The 22,948-nt window shown below is 73.1% G+C and carries 18 protein-coding genes and 1 pseudogene; 6 read left to right on the forward strand and 13 right to left on the reverse strand.

The features are described from left to right. Window positions 1-3: 3 nt before the first annotated feature. Together mptB and KZQ38_RS31095 are read left to right on the forward strand one after the other, a co-directional pair. Window positions 4-1,518, forward strand: a complete 1,515-nt coding sequence (gene mptB, locus KZQ38_RS31090) for a polyprenol phosphomannose-dependent alpha 1,6 mannosyltransferase MptB (RefSeq protein ID WP_257902635.1) — start codon at window positions 4-6, stop codon at window positions 1,516-1,518. Window positions 1,519-1,622: 104 nt separating this feature from the next. Then, window positions 1,623-2,273 (forward strand): annotated as a pseudogene (locus KZQ38_RS31095) (phytoene/squalene synthase family protein); the annotation flags it as partial. Between the two features lie 161 nt (window positions 2,274-2,434). Here the strand turns inward: KZQ38_RS31095 and KZQ38_RS31100 are convergent. Then, entirely contained in the window at window positions 2,435-2,800 is a 366-nt protein-coding gene (locus KZQ38_RS31100; RefSeq protein ID WP_219447195.1) for an Rv2175c family DNA-binding protein, read from the reverse strand. Between the two features lie 191 nt (window positions 2,801-2,991). Here KZQ38_RS31100 and pknB point away from each other — a divergent pair, with 191 nt between their 5' ends. Next, on the forward strand, window positions 2,992-4,995 hold the full coding sequence (gene pknB / locus KZQ38_RS31105) for a Stk1 family PASTA domain-containing Ser/Thr kinase (protein WP_308258682.1): 2,004 nt from the start codon (window positions 2,992-2,994) through the stop codon (window positions 4,993-4,995). 797 nt (window positions 4,996-5,792) lie between these two features. Here the strand turns inward: pknB and KZQ38_RS31110 are convergent. The 4 genes from KZQ38_RS31110 to KZQ38_RS31125 all read right to left on the reverse strand — a co-directional run bounded on the left by KZQ38_RS31110 (window position 5,793) and on the right by KZQ38_RS31125 (window position 10,296). Next, window positions 5,793-7,181, reverse strand: coding sequence for a class II 3-deoxy-7-phosphoheptulonate synthase (locus KZQ38_RS31110; RefSeq protein ID WP_219447199.1), 1,389 nt, complete (start codon window positions 7,179-7,181; stop codon window positions 5,793-5,795). 737 nt (window positions 7,182-7,918) lie between these two features. Continuing rightward, window positions 7,919-8,944: a 6-phosphofructokinase gene (locus KZQ38_RS31115; protein WP_219447201.1), complete on the reverse strand. Its 1,026-nt coding sequence runs from the start codon at window positions 8,942-8,944 to the stop codon at window positions 7,919-7,921. Window positions 8,945-9,023: 79 nt separating this feature from the next. Next, entirely contained in the window at window positions 9,024-9,536 is a 513-nt protein-coding gene (locus KZQ38_RS31120) for a polyadenylate-specific 3'-exoribonuclease AS (RefSeq protein ID WP_219447202.1), read from the reverse strand. A 22-nt stretch (window positions 9,537-9,558) separates the two neighbouring features. Further along, window positions 9,559-10,296 (reverse strand): lysophospholipid acyltransferase family protein, encoded by a 738-nt coding sequence (locus KZQ38_RS31125; RefSeq protein ID WP_219447204.1) that lies wholly within the window; start codon window positions 10,294-10,296, stop codon window positions 9,559-9,561. Between the two features lie 201 nt (window positions 10,297-10,497). Here KZQ38_RS31125 and KZQ38_RS31130 point away from each other — a divergent pair, with 201 nt between their 5' ends. Next, window positions 10,498-10,956: a hypothetical protein gene (locus KZQ38_RS31130; protein ID WP_219447206.1), complete on the forward strand. Its 459-nt coding sequence runs from the start codon at window positions 10,498-10,500 to the stop codon at window positions 10,954-10,956. 67 nt (window positions 10,957-11,023) lie between these two features. Here the strand turns inward: KZQ38_RS31130 and KZQ38_RS31135 are convergent, their stop codons facing one another. The 6 genes from KZQ38_RS31135 to KZQ38_RS31160 are packed head-to-tail and all read right to left on the reverse strand — an operon-like array spanning window position 11,024 to window position 15,194. Continuing rightward, on the reverse strand, window positions 11,024-11,995 hold the full coding sequence (locus KZQ38_RS31135) for an ROK family glucokinase (protein ID WP_219447208.1): 972 nt from the start codon (window positions 11,993-11,995) through the stop codon (window positions 11,024-11,026). Beyond that, window positions 11,995-12,360: a hypothetical protein gene (locus KZQ38_RS31140; RefSeq protein WP_219447210.1), complete on the reverse strand. Its 366-nt coding sequence runs from the start codon at window positions 12,358-12,360 to the stop codon at window positions 11,995-11,997. Before KZQ38_RS31140 ends, KZQ38_RS31135 begins: the two co-directional genes overlap by 1 nt. 5 nt (window positions 12,361-12,365) lie before the next feature. Continuing rightward, window positions 12,366-13,553: an ArsA family ATPase gene (locus KZQ38_RS31145; protein ID WP_219447212.1), complete on the reverse strand. Its 1,188-nt coding sequence runs from the start codon at window positions 13,551-13,553 to the stop codon at window positions 12,366-12,368. Then, window positions 13,550-13,987 (reverse strand): SRPBCC family protein, encoded by a 438-nt coding sequence (locus KZQ38_RS31150; RefSeq protein ID WP_219447214.1) that lies wholly within the window; start codon window positions 13,985-13,987, stop codon window positions 13,550-13,552. The genes KZQ38_RS31145 and KZQ38_RS31150 overlap by 4 nt, the downstream gene beginning before the upstream one ends. Before the next feature lie 27 nt (window positions 13,988-14,014). Then, window positions 14,015-14,803, reverse strand: coding sequence for a metallophosphoesterase family protein (locus tag KZQ38_RS31155; RefSeq protein ID WP_219447216.1), 789 nt, complete (start codon window positions 14,801-14,803; stop codon window positions 14,015-14,017). Window positions 14,804-14,813: 10 nt separating this feature from the next. Beyond that, a complete protein-coding gene (locus tag KZQ38_RS31160) occupies window positions 14,814-15,194 on the reverse strand; it encodes a polyketide cyclase / dehydrase and lipid transport (RefSeq protein ID WP_219447218.1) in 381 nt (126 codons plus the stop codon). 112 nt (window positions 15,195-15,306) lie between these two features. Here KZQ38_RS31160 and KZQ38_RS31165 point away from each other — a divergent pair, with 112 nt between their 5' ends. Then, a complete protein-coding gene (locus tag KZQ38_RS31165) occupies window positions 15,307-17,115 on the forward strand; it encodes an AMP-dependent synthetase/ligase (RefSeq protein WP_219447221.1) in 1,809 nt (602 codons plus the stop codon). Window positions 17,116-17,510: 395 nt separating this feature from the next. After that, window positions 17,511-20,513: an AfsR/SARP family transcriptional regulator gene (locus KZQ38_RS31170; protein WP_219447223.1), complete on the forward strand. Its 3,003-nt coding sequence runs from the start codon at window positions 17,511-17,513 to the stop codon at window positions 20,511-20,513. A 3-nt stretch (window positions 20,514-20,516) separates the two neighbouring features. On the opposite strand, the gene KZQ38_RS31175 is transcribed toward KZQ38_RS31170, so the two are convergent. After that, the gene (locus KZQ38_RS31175; protein WP_219447224.1) at window positions 20,517-21,644 is read right to left on the reverse strand and encodes a glycosyltransferase family 4 protein; all 1,128 of its coding nucleotides are present in this window, start codon (window positions 21,642-21,644) and stop codon (window positions 20,517-20,519) included. 10 nt (window positions 21,645-21,654) lie between these two features. Then, window positions 21,655-22,905, reverse strand: coding sequence for a basic secretory protein-like protein (locus tag KZQ38_RS31180; protein WP_219447226.1), 1,251 nt, complete (start codon window positions 22,903-22,905; stop codon window positions 21,655-21,657). Between the last annotated feature and the right edge of the window lie 43 nt (window positions 22,906-22,948).

Below are 22,948 nucleotides of genomic sequence, written 5' to 3' on the forward strand. Positions count from 1 at the left end.
GCGATGGCCGCGACCCCGTCCCTACCCAGATCGAGCGCCGCACCTGTCGAGCCGGTGCGGTCCGGTGCTACCCAGCCGCCGGATCCCGGTGGCATCCCCGTCCGCACCATCCTGCTCGGCGTCGCGGGCGTCATGCTCGTGGCGCTCGGCGGCACGGGTGCGGGCGCCGTCCTCAAGCGCGACCCGCTGCTCGCGGACACCTCGCTGAGCTGGATCCGGTACGGCCACGGCCACGACTTGGCCACCGCCGTGCTGTACATCGGGCTCGGCATGGTGATCTGGGCGTGGGTCCGGCTCGGCCGCATGGTGCGCAACCGGCACGTCGGCGCCAACGCCGTGCTGACCGCCATCGTGGCCTGGACGCTGCCGCTGCTGTTCGCGCCACCGCTGTTCAGCAAGGACATCTACAGCTACCTGGCCCAGGGCCAGCTCGCGCTCAACGGCCTGGACCCGTACCGCGTGGGTCCGGCGGTGCTCCAAAGCCAGCTGTCGGACAACGTGAGCTGGGTGTGGCAGAACACGCCCGCGCCGTACGGGCCGTTCTTCATGCTGCTCGCGATGGGCGTCGTGTGGGCGACCAACGCCGGCGTGATCGGCGGCGTGGTCCTCATGCGGCTGGTGCTCGTCGCCGGGCTCGCGCTGCTGTGCTGGGCGCTGCCCGGCCTCTCCCGGCACCTCGGCGGGCGGCCCGCCGTGGCCCTGTGGCTCGCGGGCGCGAACCCGCTGATGCTGATCCACCTCATCGGGGGCGCGCACAACGACGTGCTGATGGTGGGGCTGATGGCGGCCGGGTGCCTGCTCGTCCTGGACCGCAAGCACGTGCTCGGCATCGCCCTGGTGACGCTCGCGTTCGCGGTGAAGGCCACCGCCGTGGTGGCGTTGCCCTTCCTGGTGCTGGTGTGGGCGCGGCGGCTGACCGGCAGCCGCACCGCGCAGCTGGTCAAGGCCATCGCGGGCGGCCTGGCCGCGTTCGTGGTGGTGTTCGCGGCCACCACCCTGGTGTCCGGGCTCGACCTCGGCTGGATACCGGCGCTCAGCTCGTCCTCGACCATCGTGAACTGGCTGTCGCTGCCCAGCGCGGTCGGCGATTTCGCGTACACCGTGGTCGACCTGTTCGTGCACGTCGAGCCGGGTGCGTTCATGACCGTGGCGCGCGGGCTCGGCTCGTTGCTGCTGGTGTTCATCGCGTGGCGGCAGTGGCGGGCGGCCGACGACGGCGGTCCCGAGGCCATGCGCCGCGCGGCGATCACCATGCTGGCCGTGGCGCTCCTGTCGCCCGCCACGCTGCCCTGGTACTTCAGCTGGGCGCTGGTGCTCGGCGCGGGCCTGGCGTGGACCGACAAGGGCCTCCAGGCGACGGCGTTCTTCTCCACGTGGCTGCTACTGGTGACGTTCCCCGACGGTGACACGGCCCTGTACTCGTGGGGCTACCTGGTGCTCACCGTGGCCGTGTCCGCGTTGGCGTGCGTGTCGCTGGTCAAGCCCGACCCGTTGAAGCTGTCCAGCAGGTACACGTGACCGAACTCGCCGCGGCCTACGCCCGGTGTCGCGAGCTGAACGCCCGGCACGGCCGCACGTTCTTCCTCGCCACCCGGCTGCTGCCACCCGTCCAGCGGCCCGCCGTGCACGCGCTGTACGGGTTCGCGCGCTGGGCGGACGAGATCGTGGACAGCGGCACGTCCGGCGATCCCGCGGGCGAGCTGGACGTGCTGGAGGGGCAGCTCGCCGACGAACTCGCCGGGCGGCCCACGGGGCACCCGGTGCTGGCCGCGCTCGCGGACACCGCCCGGCGTTACCGCATCGACCCCGTGCTGTTCAGCGACTTCCTCACGTCCATGCGCATGGACCTGGACGTGACGGAGTACGCGTCGTTCGCCGAACTCGACCGGTACATGCACGGGTCGGCGGCCGTCATCGGGCTGCAACTGCTGCCGGTGTTCGGCACCATCGCGCCCCGTGCGCACGCCGAACCGGCCGCCGCGGCGCTCGGCCGGGCGTTCCAGCTCACGAACTTCCTACGGGACGTGGGTGAAGACCTCGACCGTGGCCGCGTGTACCTGCCACGGGACGTCCTGGACGTCTACGGGGTCGATCGGGACCTGTTGACGTGGTCCCGGCACACGGGCCGGCCAGACCGCCGTATCAGTGCGGCCGTGAGGCACATCACAGCCGTGACGCACTCCGTGTACCGGACGGCGGAAGACGGGATCGCGCTGCTCCAGCCGGTGGCGCGGCCGTGCGTGCGAACGGCGCTCACGCTCTACCGGGAGATCCTGGACGGCATCGCCGCCGCCGACCACCACGTGCTGGACAAGCGGGTCGCGGTGCCGGGCGCGCGGCGGGTCGCGGTGGCGCTGCCCGGTCTGGTCGGGGCGCTGACCAGCCGTGTGGTGTCCGGGCGGCTCACTTGGCGCCGCCCGGACGACAGTGGTCGTCAGAAGCCCATCGCCTGGGCGCGCCGCTTCACCTCGCGACCGCGGTCGCCGCGCAACGCCTCGATCGGCGTGCCCGGCAGCGTTTCGTCCTCGGTGAACAGCCAGCGCAGGATCTCATCGGTCGAGTAGCCGGAGTCGCGCAGCACCGTGATGGTGCCGGGCAGCCCCTTCACCACGCCTCCGGCGGCGAGGAACTGGGCGGGGACGACGAGGACACCGTTGCGGCGCTCGGCGAGGAGCTGGCCGTCGCGCAGCAACTGGTGGACACGGTTGACCGGCAAACCAAGACGCTCGGCGACCTCGGGCAGGTCCAGGACCTCCAGGTCGGGAGCCAGCACATCCGCAGCGGCAGGAATCGCACTCACGTGCGTCACGATGCCACAACGCCGGGAGCAATGCCCTGCGCCAACCGGGTGGTCGGGATACACCCGCGGGTCGGTCCCCGTACACCCCCCGTACCACGGGAGTTCGCCGCGAATCCCACGTGCGGCTCGCGATGCTGCGGCGCACGGACCGTCTTCGCCCCACCGTACGATCCTCGGCTGTGGAGAGGTCGGTGACGAACGTGATCGGCGGGTTGCTGGAGCAACGGTACCGAGTGGGCGCCCTCGTGGCACGTGGTGGCATGTCCACCGTGTACCGGGGTGTCGACACGCGCCTGGAGCGCCCGGTCGCGATCAAGGTCATGGACCCGCAGTTCTCCTCCGACCCGCAGTTCGTGGCGCGGTTCGAGCGCGAAGCACGTGCCGCGGCCGGGCTGCACCACCCCGGTGTCGTGGCGGTGCACGACCAGGGCGTGGACGAGGACCGCGTGTACCTGGTGATGGAGCTGGTCGAGGGCGGCACGCTGCGCGACCTGCTCAACTCCCGGGGCAAGCTGGACGTGGCGCTGGCGCTGACCGTGCTGGAGCGGGTGCTGTCCCCGCTGGCCGCCGCGCACAAGGCCGGGCTCGTGCACCGGGACGTGAAGCCGGAGAACGTGCTCATCGGGCGTGGCGGCGCGGTGAAGGTCGCCGACTTCGGGTTGGCGCGCGCGGTGGCCACGCCCGGCATCACCAGCGACACCACGATCCTCGGCACGGTCGCCTACCTGTCGCCGGAACAGGTCGCCAGCGGTTCGGCCGACGCCCGCAGCGACGTCTACTCGGCCGGCGTGCTGCTGTACGAGATGTTGACCGGCACGCCGCCGTTCGTGGGCGAGACGGCCATCTCGGTGGCCTACCGGCACGTCAACGACGAGGTGCCCCCGGTGCCCGGCGTGCCCGCCGAGGTGGCCGAGCTGGTGCGCCGCGCGACGCGCAAGGAGCCGTTCCTGCGGCCGGCGGACGCCGAGGCGTTCCTGTCCGAGGTCGAGACGACGCGCGCCCAGCTCGGCATGGCCGCGGTCGACGTGCCCGTAGTGGCGCCCGCCCCGTCCGCGGCGGAGGAGACCGCCACGCTGGAGCCGCAGACGGAGCGCGTGCAGCCGGTGGGCGTCGGGGCGGCGTTCACGGAGGCCACCGTGCCGGTTCGCAGACCGACCACAGGGCCGCGGGGCACCCAGGCCATACCGCGCGATTTACTCGCCGAGCCCATGCCGTCCCCCGCCGCGGGGACGCCGCGACCGCGGCCCGTGCGCCCCCGGCGACCGCCGAAGAAGAAGACGCCCGAGCAGCTCTACGAGGAGATGCGGGCGAGGAGCAAGAAGCAGCTCATCGTCTGGATCAGCGTCGTGGTCGTCGCGGCGGTCATCATCGGCGTGACGACCTGGTGGATGGCCATCGGCCGGATGACGTCCGTGCCCGACGTCGTGGGCAAGGAGCAGGACGCCGCCGCCGTGATCGTCGAGGACGCGTCCCTCAAGTCCGCGGTGACGACGGAGAACAGCGACACCGTGCCGTCCGGCCAGGTGCTGCGGACCGACCCGGCGGCCGGTGTGCAGGCCACCAAGGGCGACCTGGTGCGGATCGTGGTGTCGCGGGGCAAGCCCGTGGTGCCGCAGGTGCAGCCCGGGGTCGACGTGTCCGTGGCGGAGCAGGAGCTGGCGGGCGTCGGCCTCAAGCCGCAGCTGAACGAGGCGGACGACGCGTTCAGCGACCGCGTGCCGAAGGGCAAGGTGGTGACCCTGAAGCCCGCTCCGGGTACCGCCGTGAACATCGGCAGCACGGTGACCATCGTGCTCAGCAAGGGCGTGCAGCCGAAACCGGTGCCGAACGTCAAGGGCAAGACCAAGGAGGAGGCTTTCGCGGAGCTGTCGGCGGCCGGCTTCGACCCGATCGAGGGTCCGCAGGAGCCGTCCGGCGAGGTCGAGGGCGGACGGGTGGTGCGCACGAACCCGGCGGCGGGCACCGCGCTCGGCGCGGACAAGCGCGTCACGGTGATCATCGCGGAGGACCGCGGCGTGACCGTGCCCAACGTCGAGGGCAAGCGCCTCAAGGAGGCCAAGCAGACCTTGGAGCGCGCCGGGCTCCAGGTCGAGGTCCAGCTCAACAACCGCGACAAAGCGACCGTGATCAATCAGTCGATCAGGGGTGGTGAGCGCGTGCCGAAGGGCACGAAGATCACTCTCATCGCCGTCTGATTCTCGAACGAGGGGTCCCGGCTACACGATCGTGTCGGGACCTCGACTCGAACACTTGTTCGATTTATGGTTGGTGCATGTTCGAGATCACGTTCACCGCACACCGCTCCCACCTGCACCGGAGCGCTCGCCACCAGACCACCCAGCACCGGAGCACTCAGCACCCGAGCACTCAGCACCCGAGCACTCAGCATCAGAGCACCTGGGAGCCTCGGGTCCAACGACATCCCGGCGCGCGCCCGCCGGAGGACCCGAGGCTCCCCAGCCACCCACCTCCGATCACAGCACCCGGCCGCGCTCCTCCGCCCCGACTCCTCCGACACCGCCCCTTCGGCCCGAACCGCGCCCAGCACCTCCGGCCCGCTCCACCGTCCGCAACACCCTCGACCTAGCCCCACCAGCCCCACACAGCTCGGCCGCAACCCCGACCTCGCTCCCTCTGGCTCCGCTCCCCCGGCCCGCTTTCCGACCCGCTCTCCTGGCCCCGCTCCCCTGGCTTCGCCCCAGGTCGCAGCACCTCAGGTCGCAGCATCCCGGTCACAGCCCCGGCCTCCCGCCTCCGGAGCCACCTCCAGTCAGCTCCAGCCGCCTCCAGCAGCCTTCGCCTGGTCTCCACCTCGGCCCTCGGCCCCCGTCCCTCGGCCCCCGTCCCTCGGCCTCGGCTGCCGCGGCACCTGCGAGCAAGCGCCACCCCACCCCATCGCGAGGTCCGGAAACGACTGCGCCCCGGCGGTCCAAGACCACCGGGGCGCACTCCAGACGTGCTCGCCGCCACCACGGGCGGGCCATAAGCGTCCTCAGCTGCGAAGCATCTCCGCGACGAGGAAGGCGAGTTCCAGCGACTGCTGGGTGTTGAGCCGCGGGTCGCAAGCGGTCTCGTACCGGCCGGCCAGGTCGGTGTCCGAGATCTCCTGCGCGCCGCCCAGGCACTCGGTGACGTCCTCACCCGTCAGCTCGATGTGGATGCCACCGGGGTGCGTGCCGAGCCGGCGGTGCACCTCGAAGAAGCCCTGCACCTCGTCCACGATCCGGTCGAAGTGCCGGGTCTTGTACCCGGTGGACGACTCGTGGGTGTTGCCGTGCATCGGGTCGCACTGCCAGATGACCTGGTGACCGGACGCGGTGACCTTCTCCACGATCGCGGGCAGCACGTCGCGCACCTTGCCGTTGCCCATGCGGCTGATCAGGGTCAGCCGGCCGGGCTGGTTGTACGGGTCCAGCCGCTCGACGTACTCGACCGCCAGCTCCGGGGTGGTGGTCGGGCCGATCTTGAGGCCGATCGGGTTGGCGAGCAGTTCGGCGAACGCGATGTGCGCGCCGTCGAGCTGCCGGGTGCGCTCGCCGATCCACAGGAAGTGCGACGACAGGTCGTACAGCTTCGGCTGGTCGCTGTTGGCGTCCAGGCGGAGCAACGCACGCTCGTAGTCCAGCAGAAGCGCCTCGTGGGAGGCGAAGATCTCCGTCGTGTGAAGGGAGGTGTCGTCGACACCGCACGCCGACATGAACCGCAGGCCCCGGTCGATCTCCGCGGCCAGCGCCTCGTACCGCTCACCGGCGGGCGAGGTGCGGACGAAGTCCTTGTTCCACTCGTGCAACCGGTGCAGGTCGGCCATGCCCGCCGTGGTCATCGCCCGCAGCAGGTTCATCGCGGCACCCGCGTTCGCGTACGCCCGGATCATCCGCGAGGGGTCCGGGATACGTGCCTCGGGCGTGGTGACCAGCGAGTTGACGATGTCACCCCGGTAGGACGGCAGGCCGAGGGCGTCGATGTTGGACGACCGCGGCTTGGCGTACTGGCCCGCGATGCGACCGATCTTCACGACGGGCAGGCTCGCGCCGTAGGTCAGCACGACCGCCATCTGGAGCAGCGTGCGCACGTTCGCCCGGATGTGGGGCTCGGTGTTGTCCGCAAACGTCTCGGCGCAGTCGCCGCCCTGGAGGAGAAACGCCTCGCCGCGCGCGACTTCGGCGAGGTTGTCACGCAGCCGGTCGATCTCGGCGGGCACGGTGATGGGCGGAACGCTTTCGAGCACGGCGCGCACGCGCCGCACCTGCTCGGAGTCCGGCCATTCCGGCTGCTGGGCGGCTGGGCGGCCCAGCGCGTCGTCCAGGCGCGCGCGTAGCTCAGGCGGGAGGGGCGGAAGCTCGGGAAGCGTGTCCACGGGCACGTCCACGGTCCAGTTCACGTGTTAAGGGTATGCGGTCCGGAGTGCGAGACGGGGGCGGGTTATATGTTGTGAGTCATGCTCGCCGCCGAGCAGACCATCGGGAGCCCGGCCAACAGCACCACGAACCACCCCACCCGGCCGCACGCAAGCCCACCCACCCCAGCCGCTCGGTAGCGCCCAGCCCAGCGCGCACCCCACTCGGCCCGCGCCCAGCCCGCTCAGCCCGCACCCACTCAGCCCGCGCCCACTCAGCCCGCGCCAGCCCGCTCAGGCGCGCCCCGCCGACTCAGCCGCAGCCCGCCGGCTCGGCCCGCGCCCGGCCAGTCCGGCTCATGCCCACCCGGCCCGCACCCGGCCCCGCCCCGCACCCGGCCCCGCGCCGGCCAGCCCGCCGCCGGGCAATCGCCCCTGGCCGCTCGCCACCGGGCACCCACCACCGGGCACCCACCACCGGGCACCCACCACCGGGCACCCACCACCGGGCATCCGCCACCGGGCATCCGCCACCGGGCATCCGCAGCGCCGAGCCAGCCGCTCGCGAGCCAACCGCTCCTCCGCTCGGCCCCAGCCGCCCGCTCCTCCACGGAGCCCGGCTCCCGGCGTGAGAACACGGCGAGGGCGCTCCCGGACGGTTCGAGGGTCCGTCCGGAAGCGCCCTCGCACTTCCTGTCGCGGTCGGTGCCGGTGGCCAATGCCGGGTGCCGGCGGCTGCCGTTCCCGGGCCGTTCGACCAAGCCCGGCCCGACCGGTGTGGCTCAGCCGAAGAAGACCTGGGCCTCGGCGTAGCGCTCCAGCGGGACGGTCTTCAGCTCGGCGGTCGCCTCCGAGAGCTTCACGCGCACGATGTCCGTGCCGCGCAGGGCGACCATGACGCCGAAGTCGCCCTCGGCGACGGCGTCCACCGCGTGCAACCCGAAGCGGGTGGCGAGGACGCGGTCGTAGGCGGTCGGGATGCCGCCGCGCTGGACGTGGCCCAGCACGACCGCGCGCGACTCCTTGCCGGTGCGCTCGGCGATCTCCTCGGCGAGCCACGTGCCGACGCCGCCCAGGCGGACGTGGCCGAACGCGTCCTTCTCACCGGAGTGCAGCACCTCGGCACCGCCCTCGGGGACGGCGCCCTCGGCGACGACGATGATCGGCGCGTACTGCCGCTCGAACCGCCGCTCCACCCACTCGACGACCTGCTCGACGCTGAACGGCCGCTCCGGCACGAGGATCACGTTCGCACCACCGGCCAGGCCGGAGTGCAGCGCGATCCAGCCCGCGTGCCGGCCCATGACCTCGACCACCAGCGCGCGGTGGTGGGACTCGGCCGTGGTGCGCAGGCGGTCGATGGCCTCGGTGGCGATGTGGACCGCCGTGTCGAAGCCGAACGTGTAGTCCGTGGCGCCCAGGTCGTTGTCGATGGTCTTCGGCACGCCGACGACGCCGATGCCGTCGTCGGTGAGGCGCTTCGCGACGCCCAGGGTGTCCTCGCCGCCGATGGCGATCAGGGCGTCCACGCCCTCGTCCGCCAGCACCTTGCGGATCTTGTCGACGCCGCCGTCCAGCTTGTACGGGTTGGTGCGCGACGAGCCGAGGATCGTGCCGCCCCTGGTGAGGATGTCCTCGACGTCCGCGAGGCCGATCGGCTTGGTCAGCCCCTCGACCGGGCCCTGCCAACCGTTGCGGAAGCCCACGACTTCCCAGTTGTGCGCCTCGATGCCCTTGCGGACCACGGCGCGGATCACCGCGTTCAGCCCGGGGCAGTCACCACCGCCGGTGAGCACACCAATACGCATCTGCTTAGCCCATCTCTTCGTGTCGCGGGTCACCCAAGACTGTCACGACCTGGATCGGTGCAGCAAGGGCCCAGTCCACCTAGCGGACGGCGAACCCGCGGCGCCTGCGCTCGGCCTCGATCACCTTCCACCGGGCCAGGTTGTGGCGGGCGTCGGCGAGCGCGTCGTGGGCGTCGGCCGGCGGCGAGGGGAGGCGGGGCTTGCCCACGTCCTCCCAGCGCTGCCGCAGGTCACGCGTGAAGCGGGGCAGGCAGCGGGGCATCGCGGGCATCGGTCCCCACAGCTGGGCGAGCGCCACGTGGTCGTAGGCGGCGAACCACGCCCACAGCTCGATGTCGTCCCGGTTCGCCTTGGGGCCGCCGAGGAAGTCGAGCAGGTCCTCGCGGATGCGCTCGCGGCTGCGCCACGCGCCGTCGGCGGGCGGCGGGAGCTGGTTGAGCACGTTGGCGCGGACCCAGGGGCCTGCCTTCTCCGGGTCGAACTCGGTCGACACGGCGTAGAACTCGCGGCCTTCCTCGTCGACCACTCCAATGGAGACGAGGTCGATCGTCACCCCGTCCTCGATGAACTCACAGTCGTAGAAGAACCGCACCGCGCCAAGCTTAAGGTGCGGTTCAGCCCGCCTTCGTGCCGGGCAGGCGGTCCGCGTCGCCGGCGTCGGGCTTCCCGGCCTCGGGCTTGACCTCCTTGGCCTTGGCCGCGTACACGTCGACGTACTCCTGGCCGGACAGCTCCATCAGGGCGTACATGATCTCGTCGGTGATCGACCGCAGCACGAACCGGTCGCCGGACAACCCCGCGTACCTGGAGAAGTCCAGCGGCTTGCCGATCTTGATCCGGATCGGGTGCGGGCGCCACATCTTGGAGCCGATGGGGTTGGCCTTGTCGGTGCCGAACATGGCCACCGGGATGACCGGCGCGCCCGACTCCAGCGCGATCCACGCGACGCCGACCTTGCCCTTGTACAGGCGGCCGTCGGGCGAACGGGTGCCCTCGGGGTAGATGCCGAGCAGCTTGCCCTCGCGGACGATCCGCACGCCCGTGTCCAGCGCGGCCTGCGCGGCGGACGCCGAGGAGCGGTCGATCGGCACCTGTCCGACGCCCGCGAAGAACCAGCGCTGGAACGCGCCCTTGAAGCCCTTGCCGGTGAAGTATTCGATCTTGGCCGGGAACGTGACCCGGCGGGACAGCTTCAGCGGCAGGAAGAACGAGTCGGAGACCGCGAGGTGGTTGGAGGCCAGGATCGCGCCGCCCTCCTTGGGGATGTTCTCCGCGCCCTCGATGATCCGGGGTCGGAAGAACAGCTTCAGGAGCGGCCCGAGAAAGATGTGTTTCATCAGCCAGTACAGCACCGCTGGGAGCGCCTCCTCGACGTGCTTGGTCCCCGGCGGGTCAGCCTACGGAGCGGACCGCACCAGGCACAACGAAGTCCCGCGTTCGCGCGGTACGGTCGCAAGTCCCACCGACGCCGTAATCCGCAACACAACGGCGTCGTGCGACGATTGAGTGTGGCAGAGGGTTCGCCTTCACGACCGGAGGGCTGGAGCACGCCGATGAACTCCCGACGCGACTCGACGGACGGTCCGGAGGACGTGGACGCGACCTTCGCGGAGATCGTGGCCGGTCTGGAACGCGAAGGCGTCGGCAAGTCGTTGCCCGACGACGAGCCCGACGAGCAGGAGGCCGAGCCCGCCGGCCGCCCCGGTGGCCGCTCGACCGCGACGGCCGCCGACCGGACCCCGGACGACGAACCCGACGACGACCCGGACGACCACTTCATCCCCCCGGAGCCCCCGCCGCTGCCCGCGCTGCGGCCCGGCACCATCGCGGCCCTGCTGCTGATCGTGCTCGGCCTGGTGGTGCTGCTGTTCCCGGGGCTGTTCGGCCTGGAGTCGCGGCTCGGCACCCCGCTGGCCCTCATCGTGCTCTGCGCGGGCGTCGGCTGGCTGATCCTGCGCATCCGCAACGGCCCGCCCCCGGACTCCGGGTGGGACGACGGCGCGGTCCTCTGACCAGCGGTGTCCTGGCGAGCGGTGTCCTGACGAGCGGTGCCCTGACGAGCGGCTCTCCCGAGGCGGTCTACGGGGCTGCTCGCGATGTCGGGGCGACGCCCGTCAGGTCTCGGGCCAGGGTGGCGGCGCCGACGATGCCCGCGTCGTCGCCCAGTTGGGCGGTGCGGATGCGGGACAGGGGGCGGTGGCCCGCACCGGTCACCGCGGCGGCGTAGCGTTCGCGGGCCTCGTCCAGGAACAACGGCGCGGATTCGGAGACGCCGCCGCCGATCACCACGATCTCCGGGTCGTAGACGTCCGCCACGAGGGCCAGGCCCTCGCCCAGCCAGCGGGCCAGGTCGGACATCGCGCGGCGGGCCAGGGGGTCGCCGTCGCGGGCCGCGGCGGCTATTCGGCGGCCGGTGAGGGCTCGGGAGTCGCGCAGGGCTTCGCGGGCCATGGGGGTCGAGACGCCGGGATGGCGGGCCAGCAGTTCGACGGCGGTCGTGGTGAGGGCCGTGCCGCTGCAATAGCGCTCCCAGCAGCCGTTCTTGCCGCACGGGCAGGGGCGGCCGTCGGGGACCAGGCGCAGGTGGCCCAGTTCGGGCGCGACGCCGTGCGCACCGCGGAACACCTCGCCGTCCACCAGCAACGCCCCGCCGATGCCGGTGCCGATGGCGACCAGGACCGCGACGCCCGCTCCCCTGGCCGCGCCGAAGCGGTGTTCGGCCAGGGCCGCCGCGTTGGCGTCGTGCTCCAGCACGACCGGCAGCCCGACGCGCCGCGTGACGCGTTCGGCCACCGTCGCCTGCCGCCACGCCAGGTGGGGCGCGAACCGGACGGTCCGCCGGTCCGGCGCGACGAAACCCGCCACGGCCAACCCGACGGCGCTCACGGTGTGGCGGGACGCCAGTTCGCCCACGGCGGCGGCGACAGCCTCCTCCAACGCCTCCTCGCCGGACGGGGTGGCGGCGCGGGCGGTGTCCAGGACCGCGCCGTCGGCGTCCACCACACCCGCGCGCACGCTGGTGCCGCCGACGTCGACGCCGATGGTCAGCACTAGGACCGCCGCCGGACCACCGGGATGTGCTCCACGCGTGGTGGCGGCGGCTCCTCGGTGGCGGCCGGCTCCGCGGTGGCCGGTCGCGCGGCGGCCGGCTCCGGTGCCGGTGACGTCCCGGCGGCGCGTGGCGGGTCGGTCAGGGCTTCCCGCAGCACGGCGATCAGGCCCGTGACGTGCTCGGCCGCGCGTGCCGCGAGTTCCGACCGGTCACCTCGGGCCAGGGCCACCGCGTTGCACAGCGGGCACCAGCCGCAGGTCCCGGGGTCGTGGTCGTTCTCGCTGAGCCGGTTCAGCCACGGCTGCGCGCGCTCGGCGGCGGCGTCGAGCAGGAGGCGCAGTTCCTCCGCGAGCTTCGCGTCCACGTGCCTCACCGCATCCACAGGTCGGGGTCGGGGCGGAAGCGCACCGCCAACCCGGTGTCGTCCAGTTCCGCGCCCACCACCACGCACCGCCGCAGCAGCGACGGCAGGGTGATCAGCTTGCGCCGCCCGTCGACGGTCACCACCAGGTCGTCGCCGACCCGCGCCAGGGCGGGTTCGGCGTCACCCAGCGCCAGGGTCAGCCGCAGCTCGTACTCGTCACCGACGCGCGCCACGTCGAGCGCCGCTCCCGCCACGCCGGTGCCGGCCAGCGGGTCCGCTCCCCCGTAGAGGCCGCCCGCCAGCTCCAGCAACGCGGGCAGGCCGACCGGTTCGCCCGCGCGGTGCTCGGCGGTGCGCACCTCGCCCAGGTCCAGCTCGGCCAGCACGGCCTCCTGCTCGGCGCGACGCGTGCGCAGCCAGTCGGCGGCCGGGCCGGTCCCGTCGCCGGGGTGCGGCACCAGCCGGTTGACCACGACGCCGTCGAGCCGGACGCCCTGGAGGGCCAGCGCCGTCGCGGTGCGCCGGGTCTCGGCGGCGACGACCCGCTCGGGCGTGAGCACCAGCCGCACGCCGGTGGTGTCCGCGGTGAGCAGGTCGCGCAACTGCGCCAGGTGCTCCGCGAGCCGACCCAGCGCGTCGGCGGTGGCGTCCCAGCTCTCCGGGGACCTGCTGCCCGCGAGGCTCGCGAGCAGGCCGCGCACCACGCGCCGGTGCGTCGGGAACAGCCGTTCCAGGTAGGAGGCGAGCGCCTCGGGCAGGGCGAGCAGGCGCAGCGTCTCGGCGGTCGGCCCGCAGTCGACCACGACCACGTCCCACGGACCGGTCGCGGCGAACCGCCGCACCTCGCCGAGCGCCAGCAGCTCCTCCACGCCGGGCAGCACGGTCAGCTCCTCGGCGGCCAGCTCGTCCACGCCCGCGCCCGCGAGCACGGTCCGCAGGTGGCCGCGCAGGTCGTGCCACGACGCGTCGACCAGGGCACGGGGGTCGACCTGGGCGGCGTGCGGGCCGCCGTCGACCTCCACGGGCGCCGGGCCGAGCGGCACGCCCAGCGCGTCGCCGAGCGAGTGCGCCGGGTCGGTGGACACGACCAGGGTCTTGCGCCCACCGGCGGCGAGCGCGACCGCCGTGGCGGCGGCGAGGGTGGTCTTGCCGACCCCGCCCTTGCCGGTGAACAGCAGCAGTCGCGCGCTCATCCAGCGCTTTCCACGCGGCGCTTCAGCTCCTTCAACGCCGTATCCATGATCATCTTCTCGGCTTTGCGGCGGAACAGGCCGATCATCGGCACCACGAGCTGCACGGACAGCGTGTAGGTCACCTCGGTCGAGCCGCCCCGCGCGGTGAGCACGTAGCTGCCCTCCTGGAACTTCTGCATCTGCCCTTTGACCAGGTGCCACGAGATCCGCTCGGCGGACCACTCGTCGTAGGCGAGGACGTACTCGTCCTTGATGGGTCCCTGGTCGATGTTGAACTTGACCTGCGCCGCGTAGCCGTCCGCCCCGGTCTCCAGCACCTCGGTCCGCTTCACCCCGTTGGCCCAGTCGGGGTACGCGGCGAAGTCGGCGATCACCGCCACGATCCTCGAAGGCGCCGCGTCGATCGTGATGGACTGGGTGGACTGGTCGGCCATGCCGGGGAGGCTACCCGGTGGTCGGGTTCACCAGCGCAACACGTGGGGCGTGCCGCTGCGCTGGAAGTGACCCACGTTCACGCACTCGGTCCAGCCGATGCGCACGCGCCGTGCCATCGGCTGGTGCACGTGCCCGAACAGCGACCAGCGCGGCCGATCGCGCTCGATCACCTTCAGCAACGACGTGGAACCCAACTCGGGCCGCCGCGCCACCACGTCGTAGGTCAGCTCGGCCACCGCGGGCGGCACGTGGGTGCACAGCACGTCCACCTCGCCCAGCCCCGCCAGGGCCGCGCCGAACTCCTCCTCCGTGCGCAGGTAGGGGTACCAGGGCGCGTTCGGCCGCCGCACGAAGCCCTTGGACAGCAGCGCGCCGCCGACGAACCCGAACCGCAGGCCGCCGATCACCGTCGACGCGCCGTCCAGGACGTGCACGCCGTCGTGGGCGAACCGCGGCCACAGCTCGGGGCTGTCCACGTTGCCGGGCGTCGCGTAGGTGGGTGCGCTCATCGCGGAGAACAGCTCCGCGTACTGCTCCAGCACGGCCTCGCGGACCACGGCCGCGGCGTCGTCCAGGCTGTCCCAGAGGGCGCGGACGTAGCGGGCGGTCTCCGCGCTCATCCGCTCGCGCCGCATCCGCGCGAACACCCCGACCTTCTCCGCGCCGAACACCCGGCCGAGGATGCCCTTGCCGTGGTCGTAGTAGTCGACGAAGTCGACCAGGTCACCCAGGACCACCAGTGCGTCCGCGCCGTCGCCCGCGCGGGCGAGGGCTTCGGCGTTGCCGTGGACATCCGAGACGACGTGAACCCGCACACCCGGGAATCTACGGCAGTGCTGGGGGAACGCCCGGCGGCCGGCCCGCTTCCAAGGTCATCTTCAGGCCCAGCGACACCCGTTTGGCGGCGAGCTGGCGACGGCGGACCTCCTGGCGCAGGCGCTTGGGCGAGGTGTCACCACGTGGGTCGGCACGCAGGAAGTAGTGCAGCAACGTGCCGTCGAGCACGGGTTCCAACCACACCTCCATCGTTCCGACCAACGCGCCCGCGACCGTCCAGCGCAACCCCTGCGCACCGCGGTCGAGGTAGACGTCCAAGATGAGGTCGGGCCAGTACGCGGCCCACGACCCGGGCGTCGCGAAAGCGGCGGCCACCACTTCGGGAGGAACGGCCAGAAAGGTCTCGTCGACGACGTCCACGCTCGGCACGGGTGGGAAGAGTGCCACGACACGGTCACGGAACACCCCACCGGCCTGGTGTATCGCCGGAATCACAGGCTAAGTTTCCCCACCGGTAATAAACAACCGTCCGGAGGTTGACGTGCGCGAGTTCAGCGTCCCCGCCACCGCTGCTGTGGCTGCCGACGAGAACCTCACCGACATGGTGCAGGCGAACGCGGAGCGCTTCGGCAACGCCGTCAGCTTCCGACGACGCGTCGACGGCACGTGGGTGGACGTGACCGCCCGCGATTTCGCCGCGCAGGTGCTCGCGGTGGCCAAGGGCATGATCGCCGCCGGCATCGGCGTGGGCGACCGGGTGGGCCTGATGTCCAAGACCCGGTACGAGTGGACGCTGCTGGACTTCGCCATCTGGTACGCGGGCGCGGTGACGGTGCCGATCTACGAGACGTCGTCGCCCGAGCAGGTCGAGTGGATCCTGGCCGACTCGGCGGCGAAGGCGATCTTCGTGGAGACCGCCGCGCACGAGGAGGCGGTCGACACCATCGTGCCCGGCCTGCCGGAGGTCGCGCACGTGTGGCGGATCGAGGGTCCGACCGGTGACGCGGCGGGCGCGATCGACGAGTTGACGGCGCTCGGCGCGGAGGTGTCCGACGACGACGCCCGCGAGCGGCGCGGCCGGGTCGGCGCGGACGACACCGCCACCATCGTCTACACCTCCGGCACCACCGGCCGCCCCAAGGGCTGCGAGTTGACCCACCGCAACCTGCTGGCCGAGGTGCGTTCCGACGTGGCGGCGTTCCCGCAGCTCATGCAGGCGGGCAACGGCCTGCTGGTGTTCCTGCCGCTGGCGCACATCCTGGCCCGCGCCATCGCCCTGTGCGGCGTGTACACGCGGGTCACGCTCGGGCACACGCCGGACGTGCGGAACCTGGTCGACGACCTCCAGTCGTTCCGGCCGACGTTCGTGGTGGCCGTGCCGCGCGTGTTCGAGAAGGTCTACAACGGCGCGAAGCAGAAGGCGCACGCCGCCGGCAAGGGCAAGATCTTCGACGCCGCCGAGGCGACCGCCGTGGCGTACAGCCAGGCGCTGGACGCGGGCGGCGTCGGCCTGGGACTGCGGATCAAGCACGCCGTGTTCGGCAAGCTCGTGTACTCCAAGCTCCAGGCCGCGCTGGGCGGCCGGTGCATCGCGGCGGTGTCCGGCGGCGCGCCGCTCGGGGAGCGGCTGGCGCACTTCTTCCGGGGCGTCGGCGTGCCGGTGCTGGAGGGCTACGGCCTGACCGAGACCAGCGCGGCGGCGTGCGTGAACACCGACACCGCGTTCCGCGTGGGCACGGTGGGCAAGCCGATCGCGGGCACGTCGGTGCGGATCGACGAGGACGGCGAGGTGCTGATCAAGGGCGACGTGGTGTTCCGCGCCTACTGGAACAACGCGGAGGCCACCGCGGAGGCCCTGGAGGACGGCTGGTTCCACACCGGTGACCTGGGCGAACTCGACGACGACGGCTTCCTGCGCATCACCGGGCGCAAGAAGGAGATCATCGTCACCGCCGGCGGCAAGAACGTCTCGCCCGCCGTCCTGGAGGACCGCCTGCGCGCCCACCCGCTGATCAGCCAGTGCATGGTCGTCGGCGACGCGCAGCCGTTCATCGGCGCGCTGATCACCATCGACCCGGAGTTCTTCCCGGCCTGGAAGGAGCAGAACGGCAAGTCCGCCGACGCGACGGTCGCGGACATGGTCGGCGACGAAACCCTGCGCGCCACCATCCAGGCCGCCGTGGACGAGGCCAACCAGGCGGTCTCGAAGGCGGAGGCGATCAAGAAGTTCCGCATCCTGCCGGTCGACTTCACCGAGGCCGGCGGCGAGATGACCCCCAGCCTCAAACTCCGCCGCGCCGTCGTGGCGACCACCTACAAGACCGACATCGAGGCCATCTACACCCGCTAGCCCCCCCAGCCCCGCCCCTTCGGCTACGGCACGGTTCCCCCAGTCGGCGAGGACGCGTCGGTGGTTCGTCCCTCATTTCTCCGCGATCACGCTTTTCGATCGCGGAGAAATCAGGGGCGAACCACCGACTTCCCAGCGCCCTCGCCCGCCGCGGCGGAGCCGCGGCAATCCAACACAGACGAGTGGCCCGCACCGGTGCCGGTGCGGGCCACTCGACCCCCAGTGATCGTTATCCGCTGGCGCGGATTCGAGAAGTTCCGGGTCCCGGCTCCCCCGAGCGGGACGTCCCAAGAGTGCCGGAGCGCGCTGTCGTATCGCTGACGCGGCGGTGACTCGCGCCGTCAGCGGGCGGCTTAGGCTGTGGGTCGTCGGGTGTTCGGCCGAGGGGATTGAGGATGGGATCGGGGCCGCTGTTCGGTTTGCTCGGCCCCCTGGAGGTGCGGATCGAGGGCCGCCCGGTGCCGGTGCGCGCGGGCAAGCACCGGGCGCTGCTGGCGGCGTTGGCCCTGCGTGCGGGCCGGGTCGTGCCGGTGAACGAGCTGGTCGCCTTCCTGTGGGGCGATCACCCGCCCGCCCGGACCCGCGGCACGTTGCAGACGTACGTGATGCGGTTGCGGCAGTTGCTCGGCGACCCTTCGCTAATCCGCACCACCTCGGACGGCTACCGGTTGGTGGTGGCGCCGGAGCAGGTCGACGTGCACCGGTTCGCCGAGTCGGCGGGGCTCGCGCGGCAGGCGGTGCAGCGGGGTGATCTGCCTCACGCCGCCGAGCGGTACGCGGAGGCGTTGGCGTTGTGGCGTGGTCCGGCGCTGGCGGACGTGCCGTCGGAGGTGCTGCGCCACGACGAGGTGCCCCGGCTGACCGAGCGGCTGATGGTGGCGCACGAGGAGCGCAACGAGGTCGAGCTGGCGCTGGGCAACCACGAGCGGTTGGTGCCGGTGCTGCGCGGGTTGACCGCGGACCACCCGCTGCGGGAGCGGTTCTGGGCGCAGCTCATGGTGGCCCTGTACCGGGGCAGCAGGCAGGCGGAGGCGCTGGAGGCGTTCCGGCGGGTGGACCGGGTGCTGGACGAGCAGCTCGGCATCGAGCCCGGACCGGAGCTGCGGCGGCTGCACCAGGCGATCCTGGTGGGCGACCCGGCGCTGGCCGCGCCCGCCGAGCACGCGGACCCGGACGTGCCGGACCAGTTGCCGCCGGACGTGCCGGGGTTCGTGGGCCGGGTGGACGTGGCCGAGCGCGTGACGCGGCTGGTCGCACCGGACGAGACGGGCACGGCGGTGCCGATCGTGGTGTTGTCGGGTCCACCGGGGGTGGGCAAGACGGCGTTGGCGGTGCGGTTGGCGCACCGGCTGCGGCACCGCTTCCCGGACGGGCGGCTGTTCGTCGACCTGCGTGGTTACGCGCGTGGGCCGGCGTTGGACGTCGGGGAGGTGCTGACGCGCTTCCTGCGCGCGCTGGGCGTGCCGCCGGAGCAGATCCCGGTGGACCACGACGAGCAAAGCACGTTGTTCCGGTCGCTGCTGGCGGGCCGCCGGATGCTGCTGGTGCTGGACAACGCCGCCGCGCCGGACCAGGTGCGCCCGCTGCTGCCGGGCACGGCGGGCTGCCCGGTGCTGGTGACCAGCCGCGACGACCTGCGCGGGCTGATCGCGGTTGACGGCGCGCGGCGCGTGGACCTGGACGTGCTGTCGGTGGCGGAGTCGCTGGAGCTGCTGGGCCGCACGGGTCCGGCGGCGGAGGAGCTGGCGCGGCGGTGCGGCCGGCTGCCGCTGGCGCTGGTGGTCGCGGCGGCGGCGGTGGGTGGTGGCTCGGTGGCCCGCTACCTGGAGCGGTTGGGCGACCGGCGCACGCTGGACCTGGCGCACGAGGCGTTGCCGCCGGCCGCGCGGCGGTTGTTCGGCCTGCTCAGCGCGGCGCCGGGGCCTGATTTCACGGCGGAGGCGGCGGCGAACGCGGCGGGTCTGCCGGTGTCGTCGGCGGCGGTGTTGCTGGCGCAGCTCGCGGCGGCGCGGCTGCTGCGCCACCACGGCGGGCGGTACTCGTTCCACGACGTGCTGGCCGAGTACGCGGCCGGGGTCGCGGGTGACACGGCGCGGGCGCGGGTCCGGCTGTTGAAGTTCTACGTGCGCGCGGTGGACCTCTGCGCGGAGCTGCTGTACCCGGACCTGATGCGGTTGCCGCCGAGCGACGGCGAGGACGTGCGGCTGCCGCGGTTGGAGACGCCCGCGCAGGCGAGGGCGTGGCTGGACGCGGAGCGGGCGAACCTGACGGCGGCGATCCGGTCGGCGGCCGAGCACGGGCCGGCGGAGCTGTCGTGGCGGCTCGCCGACGGCTTGCGCGGCTACCTGTGGCTGGGCAAGCACGTGACGGAGTGGCTGACCGCCGCCCGGTACGGCCTGGACGCGGCACACGGCCAGCGGGACCGGGCGGGTGAGGCGGCGATGCGGCAGAACCTCGGCACGCTGCACTGGCGGCTGGGTGATTTCGAGACCTCGGTCGCGAACTACACGCGGGCGGTGGAGCTGCACCGGGCGTCGGGCGACCTGGCCGCGGAGGCGGGTGTCCGGGGCGCGTTGGGCCTGGTCCGGCTGGACGCGGGCGACCTCGCGGGCGCGCGCAACGACCTGGAGACGTGCCTGGCGCTCAAGCGCGAGTCGGGTGAACCCCGGTCGGGCGAGGTGGGCGTGCTGACCGGGCTGGGCGTGCTGGCGATCGACGCGGGCGAGCTGGCGGAGGCGGAGGACCTGCTCGGTGAGGCGCTGGCGGTGAGCACGGCGCACGGCCAGCGGGCCGCGGAGATCGGGGCACGCGTGCTGCTGGGGATGACCGCGCAGCTGATGGGCGAGCCGCGGCGGGCGCTGGAGCGGTTGGCGGAGGCGTTGCGGATGAGCCGCGAGGCGGGCAACCGGGCGTCGACGGCGCGGGCGCTGGAGGCGACGGCCGCGGTGCGGCTGGACCTGGGCGAGCACGTGGCGGCGCTGGAGCTGGCCGACCAGGCGCTGGCCGAGCTGCGTGACGACGGCGACCAGCGGGTCACGACGAGCGTGCTGGTGGTGATGGCCGCCGCGAACCGGGGGCTGGGTCACCTGGCCGCGGCGGACGAGCAGTTCCAGCAGGCGTTGACCAAGGCGCGCCGGATCGGCTTCCGGTTCGGCGAGGCGAAGGCGCTGGTGGGGTTGGCGGGTGTGCGGCGGTTGCGTGGCGAGCCGGTGGAGGCGCGGGCGCTGGCGGCGCAGGCGGTGGCGCTGACCTCCCGGCACGGGCTGCGCCTCGTGGAGTGCGCGGCACGCGCGGAGATGGTGCTGGTGCTGCGTGCGCTGGGCGACCACGAGGGCGCGGCGGTGGAGACCGAGCGGGCACGTGAACTCCAGGTCCGCACGGGGCACCGCGCGGGGTGAGGTTCAGCCGATGAGCGTGGCGAGGCGGGCGGCGAGGTCGTCCCAGCGCCAGTCGCGCGACACCCACTCCCGGCCGGCGCGCCCCATCTCGGCGGCGCGGGCGCGGTCCGCGAGCAGCCGACCGACCTCGGTGGCGACGGTCGCGACGGCGCGGCCGTCCACGACGACGCCGGTGACGCCGTCGCGCACGGTCTCCGGCGCGCCGCCGGAACGGCCCGCCACCACCGGCAGGCCGGTCGCGGACGCCTCCAGGTAGACGATGCCGAGCCCTTCCACGTCCAGGCCGCGGCCCCGGGTCCGGCACGGCATGGCGAACACGTCGCCCGCGTTGTAGTGGGCGGGCAGCTCCGCCCACGGCACGGAGCCGGTGAACACGACGTGGTCGGCGACGCCCGCCTCGGCCGCGGTCCGCGCCAACGCGTCCCGGTACGGCCCGCCGCCGACCAGCAGCAGCGCCGCGCCGGGGGCGTGCCGCCGGATCTCGGGCAGCGCGCGCACCAGGACGTCCTGCCCCTTGCGCGGCACGAGCCGGGACACGCACACCACGACGGGCCGGTCGCCCAGGCCGTAGCGGGCGCGGACCTCGGCGCGGGCCGACTCGTCGGGCGAGAACACGTCGGTGTCCACTCCGGACGGCAGGTGCTCCAACGCCGCCATCGGGCCGAACGCCGCGGCGAACCGGGAACGCGTGTAGCGGCTGACGAACGTGACGACGTCCACTGAGGACCCGATGGCGCGCAACGACCGCCGTGCGCCGGGCACCATCGACCAACCCACCTCGTGCCCGTGCGTGCACGCCACCACGCGTTGCGCGCCGGCGTCCCGCAACCGCGGCGCGAGCAACGCCAGCGGCGCCGCCGCGCCGAACCACACGGCTTCACAGCGGTTGGCGCGCATGATCTCCGCGGCCCGCCGCCGCACGTCCGGCGTGGGCAGCATCAGCGTGCCGGGGTGCCGCACCACCTCGAACGGCTGGGCGGCGTCGAACTCGGGGTGCGACCCGGACGGCGACTCCCAGGCGGGCGCGTACACGACCAGCTCCGGCAACCTCGTGGCGAGTGCGTGCAAGTAGGACTGGATGCCTCCCGGTCGCGGTGGGAAGTCATTGGTCACCAGGAGGGTCCGACGCACCCGCATCACGTTACGGGAACGCCGCGGGGAGGGATTCCCGCCAGTCCCGCACCAGTTCGGCCAGTTCGACGCCGGTCTCCGCACGCACCAGCGCGGCCAGCCGGGCGTCGTCGACCCGGCCCGCGCCCGCGATCCGCCGGTACGCGCCGACCAGCGCCGGCTCGCCGAACCGCTGCGCCAGGTACCGGGTGAACGACCACGCCTCCTGGTAGGCCAGGTCCAGGTCCGCGCCCCGGAAGCGGTCGTCGGCGGGCAGCCCCCCGGGCGGCGCGGTGCGCACCCGCGCGGCCAGCGCGGGCGCGGCCAGGCTCGGCGGCACGTCGTCGCCGCGGAACCCGACGTAGTCGGCGAAGCCCTCCAGCAACCACATCGGCGCGCCGTCCGCCGTTTCGCCGCGTGCCGCGACATGGGTGATCTCGTGCCGCAGCAGCACGCGCAAAGCGAGCGGCGACAGGGCTTCCGCGCTCGCCGGGTTCACCACCACCCGCTGCCCGCGCGCGGTGCGGGTGGCGTGGTCCACCCCGTCCGCCACGGCGACGCCGGCGATGGCGCTGTCCGCGAAAGCGGGCCCGACGAGGGCGCGCACCTCCGCCGTGCCCGCCGGGACGAGCACCGCCACCCGCCGCGACCACGCCGGTCCCCACACCTCCGTGACGGCGGCGACGGCCGGGTCCAGCTCGGCGAGCACGCGTGCCGCCAGCGCTTCGCCGCCGGGGTGGCTCAGCACGAAACCGCTCGCGCCGGTCAGCACGTGGCACGGCCCGAAGTCCCACGGCCCACGCCACGTGTGCCTGCCCGCGGCTTCCAGGGCGGTGTCGGAGTTGAGGTACCAGCGGTCGCCGCGCCGGGTGAACAGGTAGGCCATCGGCTGCACGGACGGCACGACGTCCACGTCCCGCAGCCGGTAGGCGAGGGACAGGCCGGGCGCCCACGCGTCGTCGGCGTCAGGGGGATCGGGCACGGCCGTCCCGGTCGGGTCGACCCGGTACTCCCACCCGGCGAGCGGCACGGCGGCCAGGTTGTGGAACAGGTCGCGCTGCCGCTGCCGGAACGCCGGGTCGGCAGCGGGGTCGAGGTCGGCGGTGAACGCGGCCTCGTCGCGGGCCAGCACCGCCCCGGCCCGCCGGTCCAGCAGTTCGCGCACCGCGTGCGCGCGGGTGTCGTCGGTGTCCGCCGGCGGGTCGGCGGGCACCGCCAAGGCCAGCCCGCCCGCGAACGTCGCGGCGAGCAGCAGCGCCAACAGGACCCGGGTGCGGTTCACGCGTTCGGAACGTAGTCGGCCGGGCCACCCGCCGGGAACTCCC

It is taken from the genome of Saccharothrix obliqua (assembly GCF_019375475.1).
Taxonomy (GTDB): domain Bacteria; phylum Actinomycetota; class Actinomycetes; order Mycobacteriales; family Pseudonocardiaceae; genus Actinosynnema; species Actinosynnema obliqua.